The 17,025-nt window shown below is 34.8% G+C and carries 13 protein-coding genes; 10 read left to right on the top strand and 3 right to left on the bottom strand.

Annotated features, from left to right (window positions below; all coding sequences use genetic code 11):
• Positions 1–90 precede the first annotated feature (90 nt).
• The 6 genes from BC781_RS17770 (at position 91) to BC781_RS17745 (ending at position 6,956) form a co-directional block, all read left to right on the top strand.
• Positions 91–1,077 carry a type I phosphoribosyltransferase gene (locus BC781_RS17770; RefSeq protein WP_109620314.1) on the top strand — a complete coding sequence of 329 codons (987 nt, stop codon included), beginning with the start codon at positions 91–93 and terminating at the stop codon, positions 1,075–1,077.
• A gap of 56 nt (positions 1,078–1,133) precedes the next feature.
• Entirely contained in the window at positions 1,134–2,387 is a 1,254-nt protein-coding gene (gene codB, locus BC781_RS17765) for a cytosine permease (protein ID WP_109620313.1), read from the top strand.
• Positions 2,388–2,748: 361 nt separating this feature from the next.
• Positions 2,749–5,178: a SpoIIE family protein phosphatase gene (locus BC781_RS17760; RefSeq protein WP_109620311.1), complete on the top strand. Its 2,430-nt coding sequence runs from the start codon at positions 2,749–2,751 to the stop codon at positions 5,176–5,178.
• 66 nt (positions 5,179–5,244) lie between these two features.
• On the top strand, positions 5,245–5,625 hold the full coding sequence (bamE, locus tag BC781_RS17755; protein WP_109620309.1) for an outer membrane protein assembly factor BamE domain-containing protein: 381 nt from the start codon (positions 5,245–5,247) through the stop codon (positions 5,623–5,625).
• A gap of 165 nt (positions 5,626–5,790) precedes the next feature.
• Positions 5,791–6,363, top strand: coding sequence for a hypothetical protein (locus BC781_RS17750; protein WP_109620307.1), 573 nt, complete (start codon positions 5,791–5,793; stop codon positions 6,361–6,363).
• A gap of 83 nt (positions 6,364–6,446) precedes the next feature.
• Complete coding sequence (locus tag BC781_RS17745) at positions 6,447–6,956, top strand: hypothetical protein (RefSeq protein WP_109620304.1); 510 nt, start codon at positions 6,447–6,449, stop codon at positions 6,954–6,956.
• Between the two features lie 74 nt (positions 6,957–7,030).
• Here BC781_RS17745 and BC781_RS17740 read toward each other — a convergent pair whose 3' ends face one another.
• A complete protein-coding gene (locus BC781_RS17740; RefSeq protein WP_109620302.1) occupies positions 7,031–8,659 on the bottom strand; it encodes an alpha/beta hydrolase family protein in 1,629 nt (542 codons plus the stop codon).
• A 190-nt stretch (positions 8,660–8,849) separates the two neighbouring features.
• Between BC781_RS17740 and dnaG the strand changes: the two genes are divergently transcribed.
• Complete coding sequence (dnaG, locus tag BC781_RS17735; protein WP_109620300.1) at positions 8,850–10,970, top strand: DNA primase; 2,121 nt, start codon at positions 8,850–8,852, stop codon at positions 10,968–10,970.
• A gap of 36 nt (positions 10,971–11,006) precedes the next feature.
• Here the strand turns inward: dnaG and BC781_RS17730 are convergent, their stop codons facing one another.
• On the bottom strand, positions 11,007–11,780 hold the full coding sequence (locus tag BC781_RS17730) for a TIGR01458 family HAD-type hydrolase (protein WP_158281516.1): 774 nt from the start codon (positions 11,778–11,780) through the stop codon (positions 11,007–11,009).
• Between the two features lie 139 nt (positions 11,781–11,919).
• Between BC781_RS17730 and BC781_RS17725 the strand changes: the two genes are divergently transcribed.
• Together BC781_RS17725 and BC781_RS17720 are read left to right on the top strand one after the other, a co-directional pair.
• Entirely contained in the window at positions 11,920–12,621 is a 702-nt protein-coding gene (locus BC781_RS17725) for a DUF4386 family protein (protein WP_109620296.1), read from the top strand.
• A gap of 65 nt (positions 12,622–12,686) precedes the next feature.
• A complete protein-coding gene (locus BC781_RS17720; protein WP_109620294.1) occupies positions 12,687–13,172 on the top strand; it encodes a hypothetical protein in 486 nt (161 codons plus the stop codon).
• Between the two features lie 50 nt (positions 13,173–13,222).
• Here BC781_RS17720 and ppk1 read toward each other — a convergent pair whose 3' ends face one another.
• A complete protein-coding gene (gene ppk1 / locus BC781_RS17715) occupies positions 13,223–15,343 on the bottom strand; it encodes a polyphosphate kinase 1 (RefSeq protein WP_109620292.1) in 2,121 nt (706 codons plus the stop codon).
• 247 nt (positions 15,344–15,590) lie between these two features.
• Here ppk1 and BC781_RS17710 point away from each other — a divergent pair, with 247 nt between their 5' ends.
• Positions 15,591–16,880: a NupC/NupG family nucleoside CNT transporter gene (locus BC781_RS17710; protein WP_109620290.1), complete on the top strand. Its 1,290-nt coding sequence runs from the start codon at positions 15,591–15,593 to the stop codon at positions 16,878–16,880.
• Positions 16,881–17,025 lie beyond the last annotated feature (145 nt).

The following is a 17,025-nucleotide window of genomic DNA, read 5'->3' as shown; positions in this document are numbered from 1 at the left end:
ACAACAGATTATTTTCTCCGCCCGAGCCCTCAAAAGCTAAACTTATTTAGTTTTTGAGGGCTTCTTTATGAAAACAAATAATGTTTTATCATGCTTCAGGAGATCCGAAATCAGAAAGAAAATTCCCTCTACAAAATTGCAGATGAAAAGTCTACAAATGTTGAACGTTTCATCTTGTCTACCCCAGAATCAAGAGCCATTTGTAATGATCCATTAGTACTAGGAATAGAATATACTCGCAATTTAAGAAAATCCTGTTCTAAATTCTTTAAAATAATTAAAGAAGAACACGTTTTTGAGCTTGAAGAAAAGCAAACAGTAGTTTACAATATTCTTAGAGGAGGGCTTAATTTTGACCTCAGAGAAGCTTTAGCTGATGCTTACTCATGGAACCTACATAACTCTGCATTTATTTCAGCCCAAAGAAGTCGAGTGTCAGAAGATTCTGAAGAATGGCATATTCTAGAATCTGATTACAAAAAAGTATATTTCCCAAATGATGCTGACATTGTGATTGGAGATGTAGTCGCGACAGGAACTAGTCTCAAACATGGGATGGAAATCATGATTAAAGAAGCACAAAAGCAAAACAAAACGCTAAGATCATTAACATTTTTCACCTATGGTGGCCCAATTACCGACGATGTACTTGAAGAAACGGATCAAAAACTCAGAAAAGCGTTTCCAAACTATCAAAAAACAATGCTTTGTTACTTGGAAGGTCGATTTGAAATCCCAACTCCAGAAAGTGTTTTCCAAATAAAAATAACGGGAACCGACCTTGTTCGAAAAGATTCTTTAATGGCTCCTGAGTTTATAGAATCACAATATGAAGCTCCTAGTTTCCCCCTTGAAAGGTGTACAATTTATGATGCTGGTTCAAGGGCATTTCATGTTCAAGAATACCTAGAGGATGTTTTAGAATATTGGAGTGAGGTATTAAAATTAAGTGATAAGGATACATTTGAGACATATCTAGAAGAGCGTTTTCCAGAACTTGACCAAACACGATTTGGTAACCAAAACCTCAAAAGTATCTGCGAAGAACAAATCAAAAAACTTCAGAAACTACTATAAGAACTATCACTAACTTCCAATTATTTTAAAACTGAACTACAAACAAAACACTTAATATGTCACAAACTGAAGACCGAGATTTTGCATTAGGCAAAGTAAAAGAATCACACAAGAAAGGGTTCCTTCCAATGCTAGTTCTAATGCTTGGATTCACTTTCTTTTCTGCTAGTATGTGGACAGGAGGAGAATTGGGCACAAAGGTAACTGCCTCTGAATTTATTATTGCGGTACTTTTCGGGAATTTAATTCTGGGTATTTACACAGCATCGCTCGCATATATCTCAGCAGATACAGGATTATCTACACACCTTTTAGCAAAATATTCATTCGGAAAAGTTGGAGCGCACCTTCCATCAATTTTATTGAGTGTGACTCAAGTAGGCTGGTTTGGTGTAGGTGTTGCGATGTTCGCATTACCTCTTCAAAAAGTGACAGGCTGGGATTTACAAACCATCATTATTGTGTCGGGTTTAGTCATGACACTTACAGCACTTTTCGGAATTAAATCATTGACAATCCTAAGTTTCATTGCTGTTCCTTCAATTGCTGTTTTAGGATGTTATTCTGTAGGAAAATCTTTATTTGATTTTGGAGGCACAGACGCACTCTTCAATATTCAACCAACAGAAACAATTCCGATGTACACAGCCATTAGTATGTGTGTTGCTACATTTATCAGTGGAGGTACATTGACACCCGATTTCACAAGATTTTCAAAAAATAAGAAAACAGCCGTATCAACAACTCTGATAGCCTTTTTCTTAGGGAATTCGTTGATGTTTATTTTTGGAGCAGTCGGAGCTGCATTTTACAAAGAGTCTGATATTTCAAATGTATTGATGCAGCAAGGTATGATTGTAATTGCAATGATTGTGCTTGGTCTTAACATCTGGACTACGAATGATAATGCTCTTTATGCCTCTGGACTTGGTATTTCTAATATCACTCAACTTCCTAAAAAAATAGTTGTACTCATCAATGGTGTGCTAGGAACATTACTTGCTCTCTGGTTATACAATAACTTTGTAGGCTGGTTGAGTTTCCTTAACACTATGCTTCCTTCTATTGGAGGAGTAATTATTGCAGACTATTTCTTAGTAAAAAAAGGCGTTTACTGTGACTATACATCCAATACTTTTCAAAAAATTAGATGGACGGCAATTGTCGCTTGGGTAATGGGAGTTTTAGCCGCTCAGTATTTGCCAGGTATTCCACCGCTAAATGGCGTAATTTCAGCAATTGTATCTTATTGGATTTTCGAAAAAGTCCAGCTTTCTATACAATCGAAAAAACAGCTAGAAACGAACTAAAGTATACAATTAATAGAGATTTTAGAATAAGATGGATGCTTTAATTAAGGTATCCATTTTACTTATATCTTTTTACTGGTATTTAAATCAGCTGTATTCTTAAAAATCAATTGATATTTTTTGAAATGTTATTTCGGTATTATACTTTTATCTGTCTTTTTAAGATGAAATAAAGCCAAAATTCATTTTAGCTTTGTCTCTAAACATTCTTAATTGATATTTTTTGATAATTATTTGCCTTAATTCATAAGGGAATAGTTCTTTTTCTAAGGTTAGATTTATCTTTTACCATATCTTTTTGAATCTTCTGATCCGAAAACTAAAAAAGAAGGCTAAGGATACACCAAATGACTTACTACTGATGAGATACTTACTTTTTATTATTGGACTGTGGATTACAAATTCTGCTTTTGCTGATCAGATTGTTCATCTCAATGAGCAGAAAGAAATATATCACACACATCCAACTTGGCATTCTACTCCTAGAGACCTATCATTTGACCTTATTCAAAATCACTTTGAAAATAAAGAGTGGGATAATTTAGAATTGCCAAAAGATGACAAGGCATTTTGGGCTGTATTAAACCTAGACAATCAGACAGAAAAAACTGCTTGGACTATCGAGCTTTCTGATGTTTTAATTGATTCTGCGTTCATCTATATTCAAGATGAAAATCAAGTTTGGCAACGTGTAAACTTGAGTGAATCTCTTACAATTACAAGCTCTTCATTTCATTTACTTTCTAAACAAAGTATCGAAGCTAAATCAATTGCTAAAGTTTATATCTCAATCTATGATGATGAAGATCGCAGTAATCAAACATTGATAATTAAAAGCTCAGAAGCCTCTAAAAACACTATTGATATAAAGAATACTTATTCATCAGTTATTTTCATTCTTATATCAATTATTTTCTGCGCTAGTTTTGGTCTTGTTTTCTTCTTACCGAAACAGAGTATTATTTCACTTTTTACCTTCTTATTAGGAAGTGTTGCTTTGTTTTATTTAGATAGCGGATTTCTTCTTCATAAAATTGCTTTTGTTCCTCTACAATATATTCCACATTCACAGGTTATTGGCAGTTCTCTATTTATCATCTTCGGACTGTTCTACACCAATAGCTTTTTACAAACTGGATTGCATTTCCCTTGGTTGAATAAGATCAGTTGGGTAATGATGCTTTTCGCAGTTACTGCTATTCCAATGATGGTATTGGGTATTGGCAATAACTCCCAAAATGCTCTTTATACTTTAGTATTTGGTCTTTTCTTCAACCTTATTGTTATTCTTGCTTGTATTATCCGAAAAGTTCCCAAAAGCGGGTTCTTACTGATGTGTTTTGGGCTTCTATTTTTGGTTAAAGCAGCTATTCTAATATCAACTTTCGAAAGCAGTCTTTACCATGGTGTCTTATTCAGAATCTCTGAATTTGCCTTAGGCCTTAACACATTACTTCTACCAATTACTGTTTCAAGCTTTAGAATAGGTAGAAGAGCCGAATTCGACAAAGAAAAGAGTGAAATAGCAACAGCGCCTAAAGACGTAGCCGAGAAAGAATTTTACAAAGACCTAGTTCATAATTTTAGACACCAATTTATATTTTTCTCTTTAGATCAGTCTTATAAAGTCACATACATAAGCCCATCATTTACGGATTTATTAGGCTATCAAATTTCTGATATTCATAATAAGAATTTTGTAGAAGTAACCCACAGTGTTCAAACTTCAGAACCTATAGATTCGCTCTTAGAAAAAGTATTTAATGGAGATACATCTGAAAAAACAGAAGTACGACTAAAGCATCTTAAAGGTCATTATCTCACATTTGAATGTACTATCGTTCCTGTTTTAGATCGTTACTCTAAAGTATATGCAGTAAAAGGAATCGTACAAGACATTACAATCCGAAAAGAATCACAGCAGATTCTTGAAGATACACTTGAAGAACTTAACGCAAGTACAGATATGCTTAGTTTTTCATTTAATCAGTTGAATAAACAAAAGCTGCTGATTTCTTCAAATAATGAGCAAATCTCGGCAAGTATCAACTATGCAAAAAGGATTCAAAGAAGCATACTTCCTACTAAAGAAGAATTCACTAGTCACTTCCCTTATTCTTTTATTTTCTATCAGCCTAGAGATATCGTAAGCGGCGATTTCTACTTAGTCAGAAAACTGAATGATGGTCGTACACTTTTAGTAGCTGCTGACTGTACGGGACATGGTGTTCCTGGAGCATTAATGAGTAGTGTTTGTATTCACCTTCTTGACTCTGTAGTAGACAAACTGTGTTTAAGTAATACTTGCTCAGCAAACAGAATCATTGAAGACCTCCATCAAAGTCTTTACACTACCCTGAATCAGGAAACTACTGGGATGAATGACGGTATGGACCTTGCCGTTTGTATTATTGATGATGAAAGAGAGGAATTGGAATATGCTGGAGCCAAAACACCTTTAATTTATGTCCAAAACAATGAATTAAAGATGGTTAAAGGAAACAGACGCTCAGTTGGTGGTGAACTGATGGGTAGTACGGTCAATTATGATAGTCATTTTATTGACATCAGTGAGTCTACTGTAATCTACCTTTTCTCAGATGGTTTCCAAGATCAATTTGGAGGACCACAAGACAGAAAGTACATGGCTAGAAGATTGCGAGAAGATTTATACAAAATCCATAAACTCCCTATGCATCAGCAGAAAGAAGTAATGGAAAAAATATTTACAGATTGGAAAGGTGATGAAATGCAAATTGATGATATCATGCTACTTGGTGTCAGATTATAAAATAGATTCAAACTTTTTCTAACCATTCAAGTTGTAGAGTAGATTGTCAACTGCATATTTTTTGTAATGAGAAATTGGATTTTAATACTTGGAGTCAGTTGCCTTTTCGGGTTTGCTTGTAGTAGTAACATCTCGAAAGAGGAATTTGATAGTGAAGTTTGGAAGAATGATCGGTTAGCTTGTAAAGATCAAAGAAAAGCCTTGAAAGATAACCTGATCAATATAAAACAGAAATTGATTGGTTTATCAGAGTCACAAATTAGAGGAGTTCTTGGAAAACCTGATCTTGTGAGTTTGTCTAAAAGACATGAAAAATATTATCTCTACTACTACGAACAAGGTTCACAATGTGAAAGCACTGTTTTCACAACTAAAGGAAAAGCCTTTGAAGTACGATTTAACCCTCTAAATCAAGTAAAAGAGATTAATCATATTTTACAGCCATAAAATTTAAAAGCCTCTATTCCACACCGAATAGAGGCTTTTTTAGTGAATTTATTATCTAAAACTTACATATTAAAAGCTCTTAGGAACTCAAATCAATTTCTTTTCTAAAAAATTGTACTTTTGTATCTACAAATAGAAAAAACTAACACAGATACACATTTCCACATGAAAAAGTACATTTTATCCATTTTTGCTTTATTATTAGCTCAATCACTTTTTGCACAAGAAACAGCAACATACCTTAAAGGGCCTTCCGATTGGAAATATGAAAAGATTGATTTCCCTTTAGATTTTGCTCCAGAAATTAAATATCAAGGCTTCGAAGAATTACGTTTTGCACCAGGTATGTTCGATACAAATGCTGAAGGCTATTTTTCTTACGCTTTTGCATTCGAATTGGATGACATTAAAAAAATTGAGGAAAAAGAACTGAAAGACATCCTAGAAAAGTATTATAAAGGACTGCATTGTGCAGTTGCTACAAGTAAAGAAATGCAACTTCAACCCGAACTTATTGCTGTAGAAGTAAAGAAATTAAGCAAAAGTAGCTTTGAGGCAAATGTGTCTTTTATTGATACCTTTACCAATGGTCAAGCAATTAACATAAAAATGGAAGTGAATACTTTCAGAGCAAGGGCTAAAAATGCGTTAGTAATAATGGCTATTGCCAGTCCTCAGTCACACTCCCACCCTATTTGGAAAGAACTTTATCAATTGAGAGACTCTTTAGCTATCTAATCAAAGATCAAGCAAAAGTGAATTGATTTTGAAGCATCATTCACTTTCTTTACTTTTGCATTCCAAAAAATTAGATATTTAAAATGAGCAAATTTCAATCTCCATACCCAATAGTCGATCGCATCAGAGTTATTTTCTATGCAATGACTGCACTTACATTACCATTATTCTTATACACATACTCGCAGAGTAAACAAGGAAACTACCATCCTCCATTTGAGGATTTGTCTGATACATTCTTATGGGTCTTGGCAGCAATCTGTGTTATAAATGCTGTAATTGCTTACATTATTTATCAAAAGAATATTACGGAGCATCGTAAACTGCCTACACTCTCTGATAAACTTCATATTCTGTTGAAATCAAATATCAAAAAGTTTATCCAAATGGAAATCACTACAGTAATGGCTGCAGTTGTTTATCTTTTAAATGGAACGGAGGCTGCCGCAGGGGTATACATTATCGCCATTATCCTGTTTGCTATGAGTAATCCTACTATTTATAGCATTATTGGTGACTTAAAACTTCCAAAAGATCAAGTACACCAACTCAAGAAAGATATTCCATTTGATCAAGCAGAATCAGCTGAATAATAATTTCTTAAAGGTTATAAAAAATGGGATCTCAATAGCAATTGAGATCCCATTTTTGTCTATTCAAAATTTACTTAAGGCTTATCTTTCCCTAAATAAAAATCTACCCAATCTATAATTTGATAAAAGACTTCAGGAGTATATCCAGTGACTTCTGAAAGCTGAACATCACCTCTATTTGCCTCCAAGAACATCATATGATTCGTTTTTGGATAAACTTCAACTTTTACTTTATCAGAGTTTTTCTTCAAATATTTCTTTGCTAAATGTGCATTTTCTTTTGCAGATAGCAATACATCATCTGCTCCGTAAAGTGCTAAATAAGGTTGCTTGACTTTTTTCAATTCTTCAGCAGGGTCAAAATTATAGAATTTCTCCCACCAAGCCATATATGCTTTATTGCTTGGCATGGTAAGGTATGAGGCAAAAGCTCTATCCTCAATTTTTTTAGCATCCTTTTCTAATTCATCCATTGAAACTGTCCCCTCCCAATAATTGAAAAATTGATCAAGATAAGAAATAGCAGCATTCACTTGTTCTTCATCAAAACCATCACCTTCCATACGATGCTTTAATGCAAATTTCTCATGGGCTTTCATCCCAACTGTAGGAGAAGAAACACTCACTGCAAACTTTAATTTATCTGATTTATTCAATGCAATAGGCATCACATAACCTGCTTGATCAAAACCGACCAGACCAATACGTTCTGCATCAATTGAATCATTCTGTACCAACTGATCTACAAAGCTTAAAATATCTGATGCTAAAGTATCAAAACTACTGTTTCGATCTCCTTCAGACATTCCACAACCTCTTTTATCATAAACTAAAGTTGCATAGCCATAATAAGGCAAAATTCGCACAAATTCATCAAACGTATTACCTCTAGCTTGCACACCTGCACCTGGCACAAAAATGACTAAAGGGGCTTTTTCTTTGATATTAGGATAAGTAATTGTGCCATAAAGTGGGCTTCCTTCACTCTCAACTTGTATTTCTTCTACTCTTTCTAATCCCTGTAATCGTTTACCTCCTGTATAAGTTTTCTTACTTTCTAAATCGATCAAATCGATGCTCATCAAAGCTCCTGCCGAGTCTCTATGACTCACAATTTGGAGAGATGAAGGATAGTAATTATACATAGAAGGCCCTGCCTCAAACACATTTTCTTCAACAGGAATTGCCATTCTACGCTTTCCTGTTTTATAGTCTAGTATCTCGATAGGAGCAGCAAGAGTTCCCATCATTAAAGGATTCAATTCTACTACATGATTGGCATCAAAAGAAAAATAACCGACCATATCGGCCATATCTTCTAAGCCTACTGCAGCCATTTTTCTGAGATGAAAGGGAAAATCTTCCCCTCCTGCTCTAACTTTTCCTCTGATAGTATTTTCATTTTCTCTGTAACCAGAGAACTCCCCTTGCCAATCCAACGAATTGATCGAAAAAGAAAGCGAATCATTTTGTGTTTTGAAATCAATAAGTGGAATCAAGTCCACATTATTGTAGAACATTTTTGCCAAGACTGTACTATCCATCACTCGAAGACTCAAGAGATCTGGGTAAGGCTCTGTACTTACTTGCCCGATCCATTCTCCTTGTAAATTACCTGTGTCTACTTTTTGTGCAAAAACAGTATTTGAATAAAAAAATGAGAAGAAAATGAATGATATATATAAGTTCAATTTCAGTTTCATATGACTTTAGTCTAATTGCTAAGAATGGAAAATTAAACTTCCTTCATCAAAAAGTGAAAACTTTCGATCAAAGATTGTGTAAATTGCGTTTTCTTAACACCAAATACCATGTTTTAGTCAGCTTGGAAAAACGGCGAATCTACTTTCCAACGGAATAGCCCTTCACCAAGTTTCATCTTGTAATTGTTCTATGCCGATTAGCGAAAAAAGCATACAAGAGGTAAAAGATGCCTTAGATATTGTCGATGTAGTTTCCGATTATGTTGATCTCAAAAAAAATGGGAACAACTGGTGGGGATTATGTCCTTTTCACCAAGATAATACGCCTTCTTTTTCGGTTGCACCCAATAAGAATTTCTATCACTGTTTTGTATGTAAAGCCAGTGGTGATTCCATCAAATTCGTGCAAGAGATTGAGGGGATTTCTTATATAGAATCTATCCGAAAACTTGCTCAGAAATTTGGTGTACAAATTCAAGAGACACAAGTCACACCCGAAGAAGAAAAAGCTCAGAAACACAAAGAAAGTCTTCACATTGTCTTAAAATTCGCTCAAGAGTTTTTCTATGACAATCTGATGAACTCCGAGGAAGGGAAATCCATCGGTCTGAGTTATTTCAAGGAAAGAGGTTTCAGAGAAGGTACAATAGAAGAATTCGGACTTGGATATACGATCAACGATTGGCATGCCTTCGAAAAAGCTGCCTTGGAAAAGGGCTATCAAGCAGAATTGCTGAAAGAAGCTGGTCTGATTATTCAGAAAGAAGGAGGAAAACAATACGACCGATTCAGAGGACGTGTAATTTTCCCTATTCATGATCTTTCGGGAAGGCCTATCGCCTTTGGTGCTCGTACACTTAAGAAAGACGAAAAGCCGAAGTATCTCAACTCACCTGAAACACCTGTTTATCACAAGGGGCAAGTTCTGTATGGATTATTTCAAGCGAAGAATGAGATCAGACAGAAAGACAATTGCTATCTGGTAGAAGGATATACTGATGTAATTACCCTTTATCAAGCAGGAATTCACAACGTTGTAGCAACATCGGGTACAGCTCTTACAGAAGGTCAGATCAAGCTAATCAAAAGGTTTACTGAAAATGTAACTGTACTTTATGATGGTGATGATGCGGGTATCAAAGCTTCATTGCGAGGTACTGACCTTTTACTCGAGCAAGGGTTAAATGTTCGTGCTGTCCGATTCCCTGATGGAGAAGACCCCGACAGTTATTGTAGAGGTTTAGGTGGTGAAAAGTTCCAAGAATACTTAGAGCAGAATCATCAAGATTTTATTCTCTTTAAAACAAATCTCCAACTCGACGAGGCTTTAAATGACCCGATCAAAAAAGCCGCTGTCACTAGAGAGATCGTAGAGAGTATTTCTAAAATACCAGACCCAATCAAGCAATCATTCTTCTATAAAGAATGTAGTTCACTTCTACAGATTGACGAAGACATTCTAAAAGAAGAAGGACGTAAGATTGCAGAACAGAAGATTTGGAAAGAGGAAAAACGTAGAACACAAGGACGTAGATCTTGGGAGCCTCCAATTTATGATGCCCCAATTCCTACACAAGACCCTTCTTCGGTTCCTCCTCCACCTCCAATGGACTATCCTCCTCAGGAAGCCTTTATGCCTCCTCCAGAATATATGGATATTCCTACAGATGAAGCCCCAAGTGTATCGCCCTTACCTCCAATCGGTAAACAGGAATACAAAGAGCCTGAGTTTCCTTCATTTGTTTCAGGAGAATCTATTAATGTTCCCTTAGAAGTTCAAAAAGCAAATAACGAAAGATTATTTATTGCAGAACTTGAAATGATAAGAGTGATCTTGGAGAAAGGTACTGAGGTAGATTCTCAAAACATCTCTGTTTTAAGTCATATTATTGAAGATATTGGTGATGCATACTTTATTTCACCGACCTTGAGAGACATCTTTAATACTTACAAGAATGAAATCATTATCTCAAAAAATATTGATATAGACTTCTTTAAAAATCACTCTGATCCACTAATCAGAAATGCATGTAAAGATATTTTAAAGATTAGTCCTAAAGCGAGTAGGAATTGGCTTGAAAAATTTAAGATTTTTGTCCCTGAAAAAGACGAGGATCTTGAACAAATTGTTTTTAAAACCATTGCTCACTGGAAATATGTCAGACAAAAATATCTTTTTGAACAAAGACAAAAAGATTTGATGACTTCAACAGATTTTGAAGAGCAAGATCAGATTTTGAAAGAGCTAGCTGAGCTAAAAAATCAAATGACTGTTCTTGCCAATGATTTAGGCTATAATGATATCAATTAAGATAAAAATAGGGCAAGTTTTCACTTGCCCTATTTTTTATAGCTTAGATGCTAAATCCAGTAAATTTTCGACAATTAAATCTGGCGTCACTCCCGACTTCGCAGTAAATGAGGCATTATACTTTCCTGTTTTCACTAAAACACCTCTGATTTTTGCATTCATAGCTCCTCCAACATCACTCAACACATCATCCCCTACCATTAATACCTCATCTTTTGACAATCCCATACTTTTTTGAGCTAGCTCAAAAAATGTTGCAGAAGGCTTTCCCATAACTTTGGCTTCAGAATTTGTCGCATACTCCAAACCATGAACAAAAGCCCCTATATCTAACTGTAAATGGTCTTTCTTCTTCCAAAATCGTCCCTTGTGTAAAGCCACAAAATCAGCTCCATTCAAAATGTGTTCAAAAAGAGTTGTCATTAGTTTATGATCCCATTTACTCCCAATATCCCCCACAACTATTGCATCTGTATTTTGGTCGTCCTCTTCTAAAAAGTCAAAACAGGATTTTATTGAATCTCTAATTATAGGCAAGTAAGTCTTATAGTTCTGAGCCTTTAGATAATCAGCAGCAGCAAAAGGAGGATTAAATATTTGAGAAGCCTCTACTGTAATACCCATATTCTGCATATGCTGTTGAATCATCTCAGGAGTTGCACCCGAAGTATTTGTAACAAATCGAATTTGTATGCCTTTATCATTTATAATTCTTAGAGCTTCTATTGAGCCTTCAATTGGAGTTTTAGAGGTGTAAACTACTCCATCTAAATCACAAAGAATGCCTTTTATGTTGTTTATCCAGTTCATACTTTTCATTATTTGGACGAAAATAAAATAATGACAAAGAAGTTGAAAATAAACACAAGATATATCAGAGCAACTGATACAAAACTGAACCTTTAAAGCTTGATTAAAGCTAATTAGATAAGAATCATCAGAAAGAAATATGAAAGATGAATATCTAAGAAAAAGTTGTAAACAAGGAGCTTATTTCAATTTCGTTGCAGGCTTCTGCTACCTAGCCATGACAATTTGTGCATTTATCTTGCCTAGCTCTATTGCCACTTACCTTCCAACTGATGCTTATTTTCAAGAATTCCCTGATTACAAATACCTGTTCATCACTCTCAAATACTTAATGATTCTAGGTAATTTGGCAATGCTTGGAGTCATTTTAGCCATTTACAGAGTGACAAGGCCCGAAAATAAAAGTACCGTCACTTGGTTGAGTTTAATTGCAATTATCGGATATGGAATTAGCTTTTTTCAATCAGTGGAAGACATGAGTAGAATTCCATATTTGGTAGAACAATATAATTTGGGAAATGAAAATATAAGACATAGCATCAAGACTTTTGGAATCACCAATCTCCACTTATTTATTTTATCGATGGGATTTCCTGGAATTTGGGCTATAGGGATTGCTTGCCTTGCATATTCTAATCCAGTTGTACCAAAGTATGTTGTGTTCTTTGGCTTTTTATTTGGTTTAGGTAATATCACAACAGTCTTTGCTCATGTTTTGGTCATCCTACCGCTTATCTATTTAGTAGCTTTAGGAGCATTTATTTTTACACCTTGTTGGGCAATTGCAGAAGGTTTATTTCTATTAAAAGTAGCTAAAGGAGAAGCACCTACAAAAGCATAAATCTAAACTTTTTAAAGGTCTATTCGTACATAATTAAAACCAAAAAACTACTATAAGAATAAACCATGAATATCGAAAGTACATCATCAAATGGGAGTTTCACATTTTACAATAATGGCGTTTCAATAAGTTCTCTTCAGTTTATAAAATGGTATTCAAAAGAGGCCGAAATAAAATACTTGGATTCTACCATCAAGATAATGCAAGATGGATTTTGGGGGACTAAATATAAAATTGAAAAGGACGAGCAGAATGTCGGTAAGATCACGATGAATTGGAAAAGTGATTTTCTACTAGAATTCAATACCTCTGAGAAAAGCCTCAATTATACACTAAAGTGTAAAGGATTTGCTAAAACAAGGTTTGAATTACATGATGATAAAGGAAATATCATAATCATTTTACACTCGAATATGAATTGGAAAAAATTCAATTACAACTATGAAGTTGAAGTGAATACAATTACTGATGATTATGACATAAACGAATTGATCAGCTATTGCGGATATGCGGCTAATCTATATTTGGCTATGATGGCAGGAGCTGTTTAGCATAAAAAGGAACTCCCACAATTTTAGGAAAGTTGTGGGAGTTTTATTTATTAAAAAAGTTGAGCTTTCTTCAAGTTTTTCTTTGTCAATTTAAAGAACTCTTCCATCGAGTTAAATCGAGGTTCGCCTTCTACTCTTTTCACCTTATCGTAAGACCCATCTTCATTCATCTGATAAGCATTTACATTGTCTTTCAAATTATAATGAAGAAGGTTAATCGTCTCCAGCTTACAAGCTTCATCTTGAATAGAGAACATTGATTCAATTCTTCTTTCAAAACTTCTGACCATTGCATCTGCACTACCACCATAAACAACCGGATTTCCATTATTATGGAAATAGAAAACTCTAGAGTGCTCTAGATAATCGCCTACTAAAGATCTAACAGTGATATTTTCACTCAATCCTTCTCTACCAGGTCTGATACAACAGATACCTCTTACAATCAAATTTATCTTAACGCCAGCTTGTGAAGCTCTATACAATGCATCAATAAATTTATCATCTTGAAGTGAATTCACCTTCACCACAATTCCAGAAGCTTGTCCCGCTTTTGCATTTTTAGCTTCTTGATTGATCAAATCAATGAGCTTCTTACGCATATTTTCGGGAGCAGTAAGAAGTACATTATAGCCTTTTGGTTTCGAATGTCCTGTAATTGCATTAAAGAATTCAGAGACATCTTCTCCGTATTTACTATTCGTAGTAATCAAGCCAATGTCAGTATAAAGTCTAGAAGTATCTTCATTGTAGTTACCACTAGCCATGTGCACGTATCTTGTCACTTTATTACCTTCCTTTCTGACAATCAGCATTAGCTTTGTATGGGTTTTCAAAGAACTGATCCCATGAATAACAAAACCACCTGCTTTCTGAAGTTTTTGAGCTTGACGAATGTTGTTTTCTTCATCAAATCGTGCTTTCAATTCAAAAAGAGCTGAAACATGTTTACCATTTTCCAAAGCCTTATGTAAAGCTTGGATAAATCGAGAATCATCAGCTAGACGATAAATCGTCATTTTGATAGCCAAAACTTTTGGATCGTCGGCAGCCTTTTCAACCAAATCCATCAAAAACTCTGGGCTATTATATGGATAATGCAAAAAGACATCTCTCTTTTTTAGTACATCAAATACACTATCTTCTTCGTTTCTGTCTTTAAGTGTAAGAGGCTGAACTGGATTTGGAAACTTAGGACTTAAATACTTGAAGTTTCTATGTTTTATGATTTGCCAAAGAGCAGTGTAATCAATCAGAGTACCAATGTGGAAAAAGTTAGTTTCGTCAATATCCCACTTTTCAGCAAGAAGATTCATGACCATTTCAGTTGCCCCTTCCTCAACTTCTACCCTGACTACTCGACCTGTTCTACGTGTTTTCAATTTCAACTTGATTTCTTCAATGAAATCAGTTTCCATATCCTCACTTTCCTCTAAGGTAAAGTCTCCATTTCTTGTAATACGGAATAAATCAACAGAGTCAATCGTTACATTTCTGAATAGCTGACTCATATTCTCACGGATAATCTCCTCAATAGGAACAAAAACCAAGTGATCTTCTCTCTCAATCGTATAAAAACGAGGGATATTTTTTGGTATTTGTACGAAAGACAACTTCTTACGATTCGTTTTATCTTCCTCCTCTCTAGTTACAATTGCAAAAATATTTAATTTATTCTGCAGCAATGGAAAGGCATGATATGAATCATAAACCATTGGTGTTAGCATTGGGAAAATAGCCTTTTTGAAATATGCTGATACGGCATCTAATTCAGCAGCATTCAGGTCCGAGCCTTTCGCTATTTTGAACCCATTCTCCTCAAAATACGGAGCTAACTTTGTATTGTAAAGTTCTTTTTGTTTATCATAAAAGTCATGGATTTCAGCATATAACGTATCTCTAAACTGATCTTCTCTCAGACCTGAATAATCTGTACGACTTTTATTAAAATCTATATAATTATATAAACTCCCGACTCTGACCATAAAAAATTCATCTAGGTTAGATGCTGTGATCGCCAAGAATTTCATTTTCTCAAAGACAGTCCTACTATCTTTATATGCCTGATCTAATACACGATAGTTGAATTGCATCCAACTCAGATCCCTACTGATGTATGGACTATTTTGTATTAAAGATTCGAAACGTTTCAAATGGTTTGTAGCTGGCATATTATGTTATGGTTTATAAAGCTTATTCGTTAGAGGGGCAAAACTAAACAACAAAAATGTCATCACATTCATTTTAGGAGCAGCTAACGGTTAAATTTCACAATAAATTAATTTAGACTACCCTCGTTTCCCACTAACGTATTTATTGAATAGAATAAAAAATAGGAGCTGTTCACATTGAATATTCTTTTATATCGGTAGTTATTGTTAAATTTACATGATTTAAATTATAATTAATAAAGGTTACATGATTATTGTAAGAGGAATTGTAGGGTTATTACTCCTTATTAGTATAGGGTTTCTTTTCTCTGAAAATCGCAAAGCTATCGACTGGAAACTGGTTGGTGCAGGTTTATTTCTCCAAGTTATTTTTGGTATTGCGATTTCTCAATCTGAAATGGTTGCAGGAGCATTTGAAACCATCGGACAAGCTTTCGTTACTTTTCTAAACTATTCGGCTGATGGAGCTGCATTCCTTTTCGGGGGGTTTGTAACAGATATGAATCAATACGGATTCATCTTTGCCTTTCAAGTATTACCAACTATCATTTTCTTTGCCGCAGTTACTTCTGGACTCTATTACTTAGGTGTACTTCAGAAATTTGTCTACGTTATTGCTTGGGTAATGTCCAAATCAATGCGTTTGTCTGGAGCAGAAAGCCTTTCTGCTGCTGGAAATATTTTCTTAGGACAGACTGAGTCTCCTCTTTTGGTTAAACCATTCATCGAAAAGATGACTCGATCTGAGCTTATGTGTTTGATGACTGGAGGTATGGCAACACTTGCGGGTGGTGTACTTGCTGGATATGTAAAGTTTTTGGGTGGTGAAGACCCAGTAGAACAAGCAAAGTTTGCTAACTACCTTCTAACGGCTTCTATTATGAACGCACCTGCGGCTATCGTAATGGCAAAAATGTTAGTACCTGAGACAAAGCCTGAATTAATTGATACAAAATTACGATTGAATAAAGATAAAATCGGATCAAACTTCCTAGATGCGGTTTCAAATGGTACTTCTGAAGGTCTAAATCTTGCATTAAACGTAGGTGCAATGCTTCTTTCTTTTATTGCAATCATTGCAGCCTTGAACGGACTACTGGGATGGATTGGTGATTTAGTTAATATCAACCATACCATTGCTGAAACTACAGAAGGACAATTTGGAGAATTATCTCTTCAATATTTATTCGGTTTAATCTTTAGACCAATTGCATTTATAATCGGTGTAGATTGGGATGAGACTCTTCTCATTGGTAGCTTATTAGGTCAGAAAACTGTAATCAATGAATTTGTAGCTTACGATGCTCTCTCAAAAATGAAAGAGGCTTCGATGTTAAGTGATCAAGCTGTAAGAATTGCTACTTATGCTCTTTGTGGGTTTTCTAACTTTAGTTCTATTGCTATCCAGATTGGAGGTATTGGTTCTTTGGCACCAAGCCGTAAAGGAGAAATTGCAACACTAGGTACAAAATCTCTTTTGGCCGCCAGTGTCGCCTGTCTGATGACAGCCACAGTTGCAGGAACTCTGATGAATTGATCTAAAAATATTCATAAATCAAAGGCATTGAAAGTTCCACATTTTCAATGCCTTTTTTTATTCTAAATACCTAAAGAGGATGCTTTTAAAGATGTTCAATAAAATTATTAGTCCTTAACACAGAAAAGTATATTGAATTTATTGT

This window comes from Sediminitomix flava (assembly GCF_003149185.1).
In the GTDB taxonomy this organism is placed as follows: Bacteria; Bacteroidota; Bacteroidia; order Cytophagales; family Flammeovirgaceae; genus Sediminitomix; species Sediminitomix flava.
The sequence above is the reverse complement of the archived record's forward strand: the minus strand, read 5'-3'. Positions and strand labels throughout refer to the sequence as shown.

What these genes read in the sequence shown, in the direction of transcription:
- BC781_RS17770 (WP_109620314.1), top strand. Translation starts at nt 91, where the DNA reads ATGCTTCAGGAGATCCGAAATCAGAAAGAAAATTCCCTCTACAAAATT.
- codB (WP_109620313.1), top strand. Translation starts at nt 1,134, where the DNA reads ATGTCACAAACTGAAGACCGAGATTTTGCATTAGGCAAAGTAAAAGAA.
- BC781_RS17760 (WP_109620311.1), top strand. Translation starts at nt 2,749, where the DNA reads ATGAGATACTTACTTTTTATTATTGGACTGTGGATTACAAATTCTGCT.
- bamE (WP_109620309.1), top strand. Translation starts at nt 5,245, where the DNA reads ATGAGAAATTGGATTTTAATACTTGGAGTCAGTTGCCTTTTCGGGTTT.
- BC781_RS17750 (WP_109620307.1), top strand. Translation starts at nt 5,791, where the DNA reads ATGAAAAAGTACATTTTATCCATTTTTGCTTTATTATTAGCTCAATCA.
- BC781_RS17745 (WP_109620304.1), top strand. Translation starts at nt 6,447, where the DNA reads ATGAGCAAATTTCAATCTCCATACCCAATAGTCGATCGCATCAGAGTT.
- BC781_RS17740 (WP_109620302.1), bottom strand. Translation starts at nt 8,659, where the DNA reads ATGAAACTGAAATTGAACTTATATATATCATTCATTTTCTTCTCATTT.
- dnaG (WP_109620300.1), top strand. Translation starts at nt 8,850, where the DNA reads ATGCCGATTAGCGAAAAAAGCATACAAGAGGTAAAAGATGCCTTAGAT.
- BC781_RS17730 (WP_158281516.1), bottom strand. Translation starts at nt 11,780, where the DNA reads ATGAACTGGATAAACAACATAAAAGGCATTCTTTGTGATTTAGATGGA.
- BC781_RS17725 (WP_109620296.1), top strand. Translation starts at nt 11,920, where the DNA reads ATGAAAGATGAATATCTAAGAAAAAGTTGTAAACAAGGAGCTTATTTC.
- BC781_RS17720 (WP_109620294.1), top strand. Translation starts at nt 12,687, where the DNA reads ATGAATATCGAAAGTACATCATCAAATGGGAGTTTCACATTTTACAAT.
- ppk1 (WP_109620292.1), bottom strand. Translation starts at nt 15,343, where the DNA reads ATGCCAGCTACAAACCATTTGAAACGTTTCGAATCTTTAATACAAAAT.
- BC781_RS17710 (WP_109620290.1), top strand. Translation starts at nt 15,591, where the DNA reads ATGATTATTGTAAGAGGAATTGTAGGGTTATTACTCCTTATTAGTATA.